The following is a 12,681-nucleotide window of genomic DNA, read 5'->3' on the forward strand; positions in this document are numbered from 1 at the left end:
CTATTCGCGCAAGATTCTGTTGTTTTCCCAGTTCACCTCAATGCTGGCCTTGATTGAGGAGGAGCTGCAAAAGCGTAGCCTTGACTATTCGTTGTTGACCGGCAGCACCACGGATCGGCGTACGCCGGTGAGGGATTTTCAAAGTGGCAAGGTGTCTACCGGTTAGTCAGCTATCGCGAGCAAGCTCGCTCCCACAGGAGATTCGGGGTGCAGACCTATGCTGCGCTCACCTCAGGGCAATGTGGGAGCGAGCCTGCTCGCGATGACGGCGGCACAGCCAACCTCTTCAACATCTGAATCACCGCTATCGCGAGCAAGCTCGCTCCCACAGGAGATTCGGGGTGCAGACCTATGCTGCGCTCACCTCAGGGCAATGTGGGAGCGAGCCTGCTCGCGATGACGGCGGCACAGCCAACCTCTTCAACATCTGAATCACGGCTATCGCGAGCAGGCTCGCTCTCACAGGAGATTCGGGGTGCAGACCTATCCGGTGCTCACCTCAGGGCAATGTGGGAGCGAGCCTGCTCGCGATGACGGCGGCACAGCCAAGATCTCCAACAACTGAACCACCGCTATCGCGAGCAAGCTCGCTCCCACAGGAGATTCGGGGTGTAGACCTATCCGGCGCTCACCTCAGGGCAATGTGGGAGCGAGCTTGCTCGCGATGACGGCGGCACAGCCAACCTCTTCAACATCTGAATCACCGCTATCGCGAGCAGGCTCGCTCCCACAGGAGATTCGGGGTGCAGACCTATCCGGCGCTCACCTCAGGGCAATGTGGGAGCGAGCTTGCTCGCGATGACGGCGGCACAGCCAAGATATCCAACAACTGAACCACCGCTATCGCGAGCAAGCTCGCTCCCACAGGAGATTCGGGGGGCAGACCTATCCAGCGCTCACCTCAGGGCAATGTGGGAGCGAGCCTGCTCGCGATGACGGCGGCACAGCCAAGATATCCAACAACTGAATCACCGCTATCGCGAGCAAGCTCGCTCCCACAGGAGATTCGGGGTGCAGACCTATCCGGCGCTCACCTCAGGGCAATGTGGGAGCGAGCCTGCTCGCGATGACGGCGGCACAGCCAACCTCTTCAACATCTGAATCACCGCTATCGCGAGCAGGCTCGCTCCCACAGGAGGTTTTGTGGTTCAGACCTATCCAGCGCTCACCTCAGGACCATGTGGGAGCGAGCTTGCTCGCGATGACGGCGGCACAGCCAACATCTCCAACAACTGAACCACCGCTATCGCGAGCAGGCTCGCTCCCACAGGGATTGCTGTGAATCAGCGTTTTTCCAGCTTGTCCGGCAACGGCGCGAATAGCGCCTCGATATCGTCGCTTTGCAGTTTCCAGTCTCCGGCCACGCGCCCGTCCAATACGCCGGCTGCGAGGTCGGATTTTTCCTTTTGCAGCAGCTGAATCTTTTCTTCCACCGTGCCTCGGGCAATCATTTTGTAGACGAACACCGGCTTCTCCTGGCCGATGCGATAGGCGCGGTCGGTCGCCTGGTTTTCGGTGGCGGGGTTCCACCATGGATCGTAGTGGATCACCGTGTCGGCCTCGGTGAGGTTCAGGCCTACGCCGCCGGCCTTCAGGCTGATCAGAAAGATCTGACGCTTGCCGCTCTGGAATTCCTTGACCGGCGTACGTCGGTCCCGGGTCTGGCCGGTCAGGATGGCGTAATCGACGCCGCGTTTCTTCAGTTCGTCTTCGATCAGCGACAGCATTGAGGTGAACTGGGAAAACAGCAGCACCCGGCGACCTTCTTCAAACAGCTCTTCGAGCATCTCCATCAGGCTGTCGAGCTTGCCCGAGGTGCTGCCGCGGGCAGGCAGGGCGGCATCGTTGAGCAGGCGCAGGTCACAACAGACCTGGCGCAGCTTGAGCAGCGCCTCGAGAATGATGATCTGGCTGCGAGCCACGCCTTTGCGGGTGATCTCGTCGCGTACCTTCTTGTCCATGGCCAGGCGCATGGTTTCGTAGACGTCCCGCTGGGCATCGCTGAGCTCGACCCAATGAATGATCTCGGTCTTGGGTGGCAGTTCTGTCGCCACTTGCTCCTTGGTCCGGCGCAGCAGAAAAGGTTTTATCCGACCGTTGAGGTGCTGCAGTCGCACATCGCTGCCGCGCTTTTCAATCGGCACGCGGTAGTCGCGGTTGAAGCTCTTGACGTCCCCGAGCCATCCCGGCAGCAGGAAGTGGAACAACGACCACAATTCACCCAGGTGGTTTTCCAGCGGCGTACCGGACAGGCACAGCCGCTGGCGGGCGTTGAGTTCGCGGGCGGCCTCGGCGGCTTTGCTGTTCGGGTTCTTGATGTACTGGGCTTCATCGAGGATCAGCACATGCAACGGCTGCTCCGCCAGGCGCTCGACATCTTTGGGCAATAGCGCATAGGTGGTGAGGACCAGGTCGTAATCGTTCAGCCGGTCAAAGTGCTTCTTGCGCCCGGCGCCGTACAAGGCCAGCACCTTGAGTTGCGGGGTGAAGTGGGCGGCCTCGTCGAGCCAGTTGGGGATCAGGCTGGTGGGCATGACCACCATGCAAGGGCGGTCGAGGCGCCCGGCGTTTTTTTCGCTGAGGATGTGCGCCAGGGTTTGCAGGGTTTTGCCCAGGCCCATGTCGTCCGCGAGGATGCCGCCGACTTCCAGTTGCCTGAGCGATTGCATCCAGCTTAAACCTTCGAGCTGATAAGGCCGCAGCGTGGCGTTCAGACCGTCTGGCGCCGTGCTGGTGTAGTCCTTGATGTCCCGCAGGCGCTGGGCCAGGCCACGAATGTGTTCGCCGCCTTCCCAGCGCAAGGGCATGTCTTGCAGCGGGTTCAGGCGCAGGGCATCCGCGCTGTTCAAGCGCAGTTTGGTGGTGCCCGGTTCTTGCAGGTAAAACTCGCCCAGGGTGGCCAGCACCGGTTTCAGCCGGCCATAGGGCAGGGCCACTTGCTGCGGGCCGAACTCGGAGTTCGGGCGGTTAGGCAAGTTGACCAGAATGAGTTCGTCATCGCGGCGCCTGGCCAGGCGTTCCGGGTTGAACAGCTCGATGTGCGAACGCATCAGGTTCAGCAGAATCGGCAGCAGGCTCAATCGCTCACCGTTGACGATGATCCCCAGTTCCAGATCGAACCAGTCCCGTTCCGGCGTTTCTTCGACCGTGGCGTACCATTCGTCCACCGCCGTCAGGTCGAAACCGAAATCCTCGTCGATCTGCAACTCCCAGCCCTGGCTACGCAGTTTCGGCAGATCGTTGAGGGTGAACGTCAGCCACGCACTGTCGTTGACCATCTCGTACAGTTCACCGGCGCTTTCGGGCAGGGCCTTGCTTTGGCGGGTTGCGATTTTGAAGCCGAGGATTCGAAGCTGTTCGCGGTAGGACTGCTCCACTTCTGTCTGGCGTTTTATCCGCAGCGTCTGTGTGTCCTGGCGAATCAGTACGTCAGTGTTGCGCTGGCCGCTGACGTATTCGTCCAGGTAGCTGAAAGACAGGGCGGCGCGGTGCTGGATGTAGCGCTGCATCTTGCCATTGCGCGGCTCGAAAGCGCTGAACTCGATGCTCGCCAGCCACAGCCGCGGCATTGGTTGGACGTTGTCCACCAGCACTTGCGGCGGGGCCTTGGGGCTGCGGTTTTCCAGCACGGCCTGGAGTTTCTCCAGCAACTGCGCGTCTTTCTCGGCGGCCGGGTAGGCCAGGGTTTCCTGGACTTGCAGCAGCACCGCCGCGCAGTGCTTGCAGTTGATGCGCACCGGGCAGGTACAGGCGGCTTCAAGCAGAATCAACGTGCCTTTGGCTGACTCTTTCAGGCGAATCGTCTGGCGGTAAACGTTACCCCCAGAGCCTTCACAACTGGCGGTGATGGTGCTGTCGCCGGCCTCGACGATCCTGACGCGGTTTTCCAGCGCGTAACGGCGCCCGCGCTCCAGGCTCTGTTCCTTGAATCGATTGACCCAGGAGGGTGCCAGGGGTTTGCTCAGGGGCGAGGGCATAGGCGCGCCGATCAGTCCGGAATGACGTCAGGCGCCTGCCGTGGCGCAGGCGCAGTCAGCGAGGTGATTTTGATCAGCAGGCCGAGGTGGCCGTTGTCGAGGAAATTCAACTGGCCATTTTTGGTATGGCTCTGCTGTTTGAGGCGTTCGCTGGAAGTGACCAGGCCATTGGTGTCGATCTGGTTGATCCAGAAGTCGGCGTCCACGTCGGTAAACCGCCCCAGTTTCAGTTCCAGGGTTCCTTCGATGGGAAACTGGCCGAACTGTTCTGCGCCATCACTGACGGCGATTCGGCTGCCCTGTTCGCCCAGGTTCTGCTGCCAGGCTTTGTGCATCAGCACCGTGTACTGACCACTGGCGTTGAGTTTTTCCACGATGTGACCCAATGCAGGCGTGCGCTGGCTCTTCGCGTCCAGGCGTTGCGCGCCCGCGTCCCAGTCCTCCGGTGCGGCGCGGCTGACAATCGCCGGTTCGGCGTTCTGGCGCATCAGGATCATTTCAACCTGATACAGGTCATCGGCAAACGCCAGGGGAGCGACCAGGGTCATCAACAAGGTCAGTGAGCGAAACAGGCGCATGGGGCGTCCTTCAAGCAGGGGGCGGAGTGAGGCGCTCGAACAGCGCTTCTACGGTATTGAAACGCTCTTCCGGGCGTTCCATGGGCACCATGAACTTGAACATCGTGGCACCTTCAAACTTGTAGCGTTTGGGCTGGCCCTGGATCAGCTTGATCAGTACCAGCGGATCGACCGGCGTCTGGGCTTCGAACTCGATACGACCACCATTGGGGCCGCCGTCGACTTTCTTGATGCCCAGTTGCTCGGCCTTGAGCTTGAGCCAGGTGGTACGCACCAGATTCTTGGTTGGCTCCGGCAGCAGACCGAAGCGGTCGATCATCTCCACTTGCAGGTCCTTGAGGCCTTCTTCGTCAGTGGCCGAGGCGATGCGTTTGTAGAGGATCAGCCGTGCGTGGACATCCGGCAGGTAGTCTTCCGGGATCAGCGCCGGCACCCGCAGATTGATTTCCGGCCCGCCGCCCAACGGTTGGTCGAGGTTCGGTTGCTCACCCTTGCGGATCGACTTGACCGCCCGTTCGAGCATTTCCATGTACAGGGTGAAACCCACGGCCTGGATCTGGCCGCTCTGGCCGTCGCCCAGCAACTCGCCTGCACCGCGGATTTCCAGGTCGTTGGTGGCCAGCACGAAACCGGCGCCCAGGTCCTGGGTGTTGGCGATGGCTTCCAGGCGCTTTTCCGCGTCCGGGGTGATCTGCTGGCGCGGTGGCGTCAACAGGTAGGCGTAGGCCTGGTGGTGACTGCGCCCGACCCGACCGCGCAACTGGTGCAACTGGGCCAGGCCGAATTTGTCGGCGCGCTCGATGATGATGGTGTTGGCGCTCGGCACATCGATGCCGGTCTCGATGATGGTCGAGGCGATCAGCACGTTGAAGCGCTTGTGGTAGAAATCGCTCATCACCTGTTCGAGTTCACGTTCGCGCATCTGCCCGTGGCCGATGCCGATGCGCGCTTCCGGCACCAGCTCGGCCAGATCGGCGGCGCATTTCTCGATGGTCTTGACGTCGTTGTGCAGGTAATAGACCTGGCCGCCCCGCAGCAGCTCGCGCAGCAGGGCTTCCTTGATCGTGCTTTTATTCTGCTCCATGACGAAGGTGCGCACCGACAGGCGACGGGCCGGCGGCGTGGCGATGATCGACAGGTCACGCATGCCCGACACCGCCATGTTCAGCGTGCGCGGGATCGGCGTGGCCGTCAGGGTCAGGATGTCGACCTCGCTGCGCAGGGCCTTGAGCTGTTCTTTCTGGCGCACGCCAAAGCGGTGCTCTTCGTCGATGATCACCAGCCCCAGGTTTTTGATCTTCACATCGTCCTGCAGCAGTTTGTGCGTGCCGATGACGATGTCGATCTTGCCCTCGGCCAGATCGGCCACCGCCGCGTTCACTTCCTTGGTGGACTTGAAGCGGCTCATCACCTCCACGGTCACCGGCCAGTCGGCGAAGCGGTCGCGGAAACTGTTGTAGTGCTGCTGGGCAAGCAGGGTGGTCGGCACCAGGATTGCCACCTGCTTGCCGCCGTGCACGGCAATGAATGCGGCGCGCATCGCCACTTCGGTCTTGCCGAAACCGACATCGCCGCACACCAGCCGATCCATCGGTTTGGGCGCGAGCATGTCAGCGCGCACGGCCTCGATGGTGGTTTGCTGGTCGACGGTTTCCTCGAAGGGGAACCCGGCGCTGAAGGTCTCGTAGTCGGCTTTCGGGTCGGCGAAGGCATACCCCTCGCGGGCGGCGCGCCGGGCATAGATGTCCAGCAACTCGGCGGCCACGTCGCGCACCTGTTCGGCGGCCTTGCGCTTGGCTTTCTGCCAGGTTTCCGAACCCAGCCGATGCAGCGGCGCCAGGGCGTCGTCGCTACCGGTGTAGCGGGCGATCAGGTGCAGGTTAGCCACCGGCACGTAGAGCTTGGCACCCTCGGCGTATTCAAGGGTGAGGAACTCGGCGGCCTGGTTGTCGATTTCCAGGGTCGCCAGACCCAGGTAGCGGCCTACGCCGTGGTCGATGTGCACCACTGGCGCGCCTTCGCGCAGCTCGGTGAGGTTCTTGATGACCGCGTCGTTGGCGGCGTCGGCACGTTTCTCGCGACGCCGACGCTGCATGACGCGCTGGCCGAACAATGGGCTTTCGGCCACCAGCGCCAGGGCCGGGTCTTCCAGGACAAGGCCGTCGTTCAGCGGCGCGATAGTAATCGCCAGGCGGTCTTTGCCGGCGACGAAGTCTGGCCAGCTATCGACGGTTTTCGGCCTAAGTTTCAGGCGTTCAAGCAGTTCCAGCAGCACTTCACGACGACCGGCGGATTCGGCGGTGAACAGCACGCGGCCGGGGAAACCGTCGAGAAAACCGGCCAGGGCCGCCAGTGGCTGCGTGGCCTTGGCTTCGATCGCCAGGTCCGGCAAGGCCTTGGCCGGGAAGCGTTCGCGGCCGACGCCAGTTTCCACGTCCTGCTGGCTTGCCACCACGCGTGGCCAGCTTTTGAGCCGGGCAAAACAGTCTTCCACCGGCAGGAACAGCTCGGCCGGTGGCAATAAAGGACGGGAAGGATCGACGCGGCGTTCTTCGTAGCGATTGCGCACATCGTTCCAGAAGTTTTCCGCCGCCTGCTCGATGCCGGGCAGGGAAAACACCTGGGTGTCCTGGGGCAGGTAATCGAACAGGGTGGAGGTTTCTTCGAAAAACAGCGGCAGGTAGTACTCGATACCGGCGGGAGTGATCCCGCTGCTCAGGTCCTGGAAGATCGGGCAGCGACGGAAATCCACATCGAAACGTTCGCGAAAGCGCGCCTTGAAGCGGGTCACGGCGTCTTTTTGCAGCGGGAATTCCTTGGCCGGCAGCAGGCGCACCGACTGTACTTTGTCGATGGAGCGTTGGTTTTCCGGGTCGAAGGTGCGCAGGGTTTCGATTTCGTCATCGAACAGGTCGATGCGGTAAGGCAACTTGCTGCCCATCGGGAACAGATCGATCAGCGCGCCGCGTACCGCGAACTCGCCGTGCTCGTACACCGTGTCGACGCAACGATAGCCACTGGCTTCAAGACGGCTGCGCATTTGCTCGACGTCGAGCTTCTGGCCGATGTCCAGCACCAGGCTGCTGCCGAGCAAAAACTGGGTCGGTGCCAGACGATGTAGGGCCGTGGTGATCGGCACTACCAAAACGCCATGACTGAGCTCCGGCAACCGATAAAGGCTGGCGATTCGCTGGGAAATGATGTCCTGGTGGGGCGAAAACAGATCGTAGGGCAGGGTTTCCCAGTCCGGGAAATGCAGCACGGGCAAATCCGGGGCGAAGAAACTCAGTTCCTGTTCGAGCCGCTCGGCGCTTTGGCTGTCGGCGGTCAGCAGCAGGGTAAAGCGCTTTGCAGCGCTGGCAGCCTCGGCAATGGCCAGGCTCAGGGCGGCACCGGGCAGGTTGCCCCAGTGCTGTTTACCTGCCGCGGCAGGGAGAAGCGGGAGACGCAGAACGGGCACGGAAGGTTGAGCTCCAGCGTTGCGACAAAGTCGGCAATTGTAGCGGGGGAAGGGGGCAGCTGTCAGTCGCAGACTACCCTGGCGAACAGGAAAACCACGGTGCGACAGGCGCGCATTGCTCCGCCGAAGAGTCGGCGGCATAATGTAGCCCCTTTTTTCAGCCCCTACATGTGGAAGGTTCCCGTGACTCAGAAGCCCGACCAGTGTCTTGGTGAATGGATCGATCGTGAAGCACTCGCAGAAGCGATGATCCCTCTCATCGGTCAGCTCTACCGCAATAACAACGTGGTGAGCTCGATCTATGGCCGCAGCCTGATCAACCAGTCTGTCATCGCGATTCTCAAGGCTCACCGCTTTGCTCGCCACCGTTCTTCCGACGACAGCGAACTCTCCGTCCACGAAACATTCCCTCTGCTCAAGGCCATGAGCGAGCTCAAGCTCGGCGCGGCTTCGGTGGACCTGGGCAAGCTGGCGTTCAAATTCCGTAACGAGGGCAATGGCCGTAGCGCCGAGCAGTTCGTTCGCGAAGAGATGGCTGATGTGGTTGGCCAGCAAAACGTTTCGGCACGCAAAGGCACCGACGTCGTGCTCTACGGCTTCGGTCGTATCGGTCGTCTGCTGGCGCGCATCCTGATCGAGAAAACCGGTGGTGGCGATGGTTTGCGCCTGCGTGCCATCGTGGTGCGCAAAGGCGCGGAGAACGACCTGACCAAGCGCGCCAGCCTGCTGCGTCGCGATTCGGTCCATGGTTCGTTCAACGGCACCATTACCATCGACGAAGAAAACAACACCATCACGGCCAACGGTAACCTGATCCAGGTGATCTACGCGAAGAACCCGACCGAGGTGGATTACACCCAGTACGGCATCAAGGACGCACTGCTGGTGGACAACACCGGTGTATGGCGTGACGCCGATGGCCTGGGCCAGCACCTGGCATGCCCGGGTGTCGACCGCGTTGTTCTGACCGCACCTGGCAAGGGCAAGCTCAAGAACATCGTTCACGGCATCAACCACAACGAAATCACCGCTGACGACAAGATCGTCTCCGCCGCTTCGTGCACCACCAACGCCATCGTGCCGGTGCTCAAGGCTGTGAACGACAAGTTCGGCATCATCAACGGTCACGTTGAAACCGTTCACTCGTACACCAACGACCAGAACCTGATCGACAACTTCCACAAAGGCGACCGTCGTGGCCGCAGCGCCGCGCTGAACATGGTGATCACCGAGACCGGTGCCGCCACCGCTGCTGCCAAGGCTTTGCCTGAGCTGGCCGGCAAGCTGACCGGCAACGCGATCCGTGTACCGACGCCGAACGTGTCGATGGCCATCCTCAACCTGAACCTTGAGAAAGCCGCCACCCGTGAAGAGATGAACGAGTACCTGCGCTACATGGCGCTGCACTCCGACCTGCACAAGCAGATCGATTTCGTCAATTCCCAGGAAGTGGTGTCCACCGACTTCGTTGGCTCGCGCCATGCCGGTGTGGTCGACGCTGAAGCGACCATCGTTCAGGACAACCGCGTTGTGCTGTACGTTTGGTACGACAACGAGTTCGGTTATAGCTGCCAGGTCGTTCGCGTGATGGAAGACATGGCCGGTGTAAACCCGCCAGCATTCCCGCGCTAAGCTTTAGCCGCTTGTGAAAACGCCCCGACTTGTCGGGGCGTTTTTTTGTCTGGAGATTTTGTGTTGGCTGGGCCGGCCTCATCGCGAGCAAGCTCGCTCCCACAGGGTATACGCGGTCAACTGTGGGAGCGAGCTTGCTCGCGATAGCGATGTGTCAGGCGCCGCCGACGACTGAAGCTTGTGCAGTGCGCAGTTCATGCCGATTACCCTTGAACAACACCAAGGTAGCAATCAGCCCCAACACCGCCGCGCCACTGAGCCAGATCCCCGGCGCGGCCTTGTTGCCCAGCACATGAATCAGATAAGTACAGGCCGCTGGCGTAAACCCGCCGAAGGTCGCTGTTGCCAGGCTGTAGGCCAGGGAGAAACCGGTGGTGCGCACTTCCAGCGGCATGATTTCCGTCAAGGCGACTACCATGGCACCGTTGTACGATCCATACAGGAACGACAACCACAACTCCACGATCAGCAGATGGCTGAAGCTGGGGTTCGCCACCAGCCAGGACAGCGCCGGATATGCCGTGAGGATCGCCAGAATAGTCGCTCCCAGCAGCAAGGGCTTGCGTCCGATCTTGTCGGAAAATGCGCCCATCACCGGCAGCCAGAAGAAGTTCGACAGCCCGATGCATACCGTGACCAGCAACGCATCCAGGTCCGACAGGTTCAATTCGGCTTTACCGAAGGTCGGCGTGTACGCCGTGATCAGGTAAAACGACACCGTGGTCATCACCACCAACGCCATGCCCGCCAGGACGATGCCGAAGTTCTGACCGATGGAACGGATGATTTGCGACAGGGTAGGGCGATGTTTTCTCGCCTGGAACTCAGGTGTTTCTTCCAGTGAACGACGGATCACGAATATCACCGGCACGATCATGCAACCCACCAGAAACGGCACGCGCCAGCCCCATTCGCCCATCTCCTGGGGACTCAGCCAGTGATTGAGGCCAACGCCCAGCAGGCCGGCAAACACGACGGCGGCCTGTTGACTGGCGGATTGCCAACTAACAAAGAAACCCTTGCGCCCCGGTGTGGAAATTTCCGCCAGATACACCGATACGCCGCCCAGCTCAACACCGGCGGAAAAGCCCTGCAGCAATCGCCCCAGCAGCACCAGCAGCGGTGCCGCCACGCCGAGGGTGGTGTAACCCGGCACACAGGCGATCAGCACGGTGCCGGCGGCCATCATCGCCAAGGTGATGATCAAGCCTTTGCGGCGGCCGTGTCGGTCGATGTAGGCCCCGAGAAAAATCGCCCCCAACGGGCGCATCAAGAACCCGGCGCCAAATGTGGCCAGGGACAGCATCAGCGAGGCGAAAGCACTGTCGGTCGGGAAGAACGTCTTGGCAATGGCCGTGGCGTAGAAGCCATAGACCATGAAGTCGAACATCTCCAGGAAGTTGCCGCTGACAACGCGAAAGATCGCCTTGCCGTTGCTGGTGTTGGAAGGCATGGGTAGGTACTCACTCTGACAATCTTGTATGAAAGCGCTGCACCCACTGTGGGAGCGAGCCCGCTCGCGATAGCGGTGTGTCAGTCACATCAATGTCGTTTGATCCGACGCTATCGCGAGCAGGCTCGCTCCCACAGTTTTTTGCATCTGGACTGAAGGGCGCTGAAGCCCATAATGGCCGGCGCGGTTTCGAGGGGGGATGAAGATTTGTTAACTGGACGATGGATGGGGCTTGTGGTGCTGGTCGGCGTGTTGTCCGGTTGCAGCAACGGCGACACCCTGGAGCGCTTCGACGGCCCGACCATGGGCAGCCACTATTCGATTCAGTACGTCAGGCATTCCGCCGCGCCTGCACCGAAAGCGGTGCGGGCCGAGGTGGAAAGCATCCTCGCCGAAGTGGATCGACAGTTCTCGACCTATCGCAGCGATTCGGACATCGAACGGTTCAATGCGTTGCCGGCCAATAGCTGCCAGATCATGCCTGGCCCTGTCCTGGAGTTGATCCGCGTGGGTGAGCAGTTGTCCTCCCAAAGCGACGGTTCTTTCGATCTGACGGTGGAGCCGCTGCTCAACCTGTGGGGCTTCGGTCCCCAGTCCCGAGCAGAGAAAGTACCGACCGCAGAAGCCCTGGCCCAGGTGCGCCAACGCGTCGGGCATGCTCATCTGCGCATCGACGGCGACCGCTTGTGCAAAGACGCCGCGGTGGAAGTCGACTTCAACAGTATCGCCGCCGGTTATGCCGTCGACCGGATCGCCAGCCGGTTCAAGGCCTTGGGCATCGACAGCTATCTGGCCGAGGTCACTGGCGAACTCAAGGCCGCCGGACGCAAACCCGATGGTGCCGCCTGGCGTATCGCCCTGGAAGAACCCCGGGACGACCGGCGGGTGGCTGAGCGCGTCATCGAGGTCAACGGCTACGGGGTTTCCACCTCGGGCGACTACCGCAAATATTTCGAACAGGGCGGCAGGCGTTATTCCCACACCTTTGATGCGCGCACCGGTGCACCGGTCCTGCACAACCTGGCGTCAGTCACGGTGATTCATCCTTCGGCGTTGATGGCCGATGGACTATCGACGCTGTTGCTCATTCTCGGTCCTGAACGGGGTTGGGACTATGCCGAAAAATACGGTGTCGGGGTATTTTTCGTATTGCGGGACAATGACCGTTTTATTGTTCGCACCAATGATGAGTTTGAACGGATCAGTCGCGGAAAAACCCAATGATGACAGCGTTGTGAAAGCATACCTGTGGCGAAATAGCGCAGGCAAAGGGGGCGTTCTCAATTAGTTTCCCCACCGCGCCGGGTCTGCGGTTGTGCAGGGCAAGGCGCGAGAAGCGTGGTTTGGTCATTCCAAATAAGCTTCGAGCAACGCAGCCCTGCACAACAGCAGGCCCGGCCCTCCGGGTTGCGCCTTAAAGCGGGCCATGCTGCGTTGCAGGCCTTGGAAAGGGAACACCATTCCCAGCGGCCTGCGCCTTGCCTGGCCCGCTTTAAGGCACAACGCGGTGGGGAAACTAATTGAGAACGCCCCCTAGCCTACGACGCGACCAAGGGGTAATGTGCGCGGCGTTGACGCTTC

6 protein-coding genes and 1 pseudogene are annotated in these 12,681 nt (G+C 61.0%); 3 read left to right on the top strand and 4 right to left on the bottom strand.

Annotated features, from left to right (window positions below; genetic code table 11):
- Positions 1-7: 7 nt before the first annotated feature.
- Positions 8-154 (top strand): annotated as a pseudogene (locus GKKCFE_RS07705) (hypothetical protein); the annotation flags it as partial.
- 1,129 nt (positions 155-1,283) lie between these two features.
- On the opposite strand, the gene GKKCFE_RS07710 reads toward GKKCFE_RS07705, so the two are convergent.
- The 3 genes from GKKCFE_RS07710 to mfd are packed head-to-tail and all read right to left on the bottom strand — an operon-like array spanning position 1,284 to position 8,015.
- Positions 1,284-3,977, bottom strand: a complete 2,694-nt coding sequence (locus tag GKKCFE_RS07710) for an SNF2-related protein (protein WP_445577685.1) — start codon at positions 3,975-3,977, stop codon at positions 1,284-1,286.
- A gap of 11 nt (positions 3,978-3,988) precedes the next feature.
- On the bottom strand, positions 3,989-4,555 hold the full coding sequence (locus tag GKKCFE_RS07715; protein ID WP_047227215.1) for a CsiV family protein: 567 nt from the start codon (positions 4,553-4,555) through the stop codon (positions 3,989-3,991).
- A gap of 10 nt (positions 4,556-4,565) precedes the next feature.
- Positions 4,566-8,015 (bottom strand): transcription-repair coupling factor, encoded by a 3,450-nt coding sequence (gene mfd, locus GKKCFE_RS07720; RefSeq protein WP_339490527.1) that lies wholly within the window; start codon positions 8,013-8,015, stop codon positions 4,566-4,568.
- Between the two features lie 168 nt (positions 8,016-8,183).
- Here mfd and GKKCFE_RS07725 point away from each other — a divergent pair, with 168 nt between their 5' ends.
- Positions 8,184-9,647, top strand: coding sequence for a glyceraldehyde-3-phosphate dehydrogenase (locus tag GKKCFE_RS07725; protein WP_047227217.1), 1,464 nt, complete (start codon positions 8,184-8,186; stop codon positions 9,645-9,647).
- 154 nt (positions 9,648-9,801) lie between these two features.
- Here GKKCFE_RS07725 and GKKCFE_RS07730 read toward each other — a convergent pair whose 3' ends face one another.
- Positions 9,802-11,100, bottom strand: coding sequence for an MFS transporter (locus GKKCFE_RS07730; RefSeq protein ID WP_047227218.1), 1,299 nt, complete (start codon positions 11,098-11,100; stop codon positions 9,802-9,804).
- Between the two features lie 225 nt (positions 11,101-11,325).
- Here GKKCFE_RS07730 and GKKCFE_RS07735 point away from each other — a divergent pair, with 225 nt between their 5' ends.
- Entirely contained in the window at positions 11,326-12,324 is a 999-nt protein-coding gene (locus GKKCFE_RS07735; RefSeq protein WP_445577686.1) for an FAD:protein FMN transferase, read from the top strand.
- Positions 12,325-12,681: the final 357 nt, after the last annotated feature.

Source organism: Pseudomonas sp. E141 (assembly GCF_052659885.1).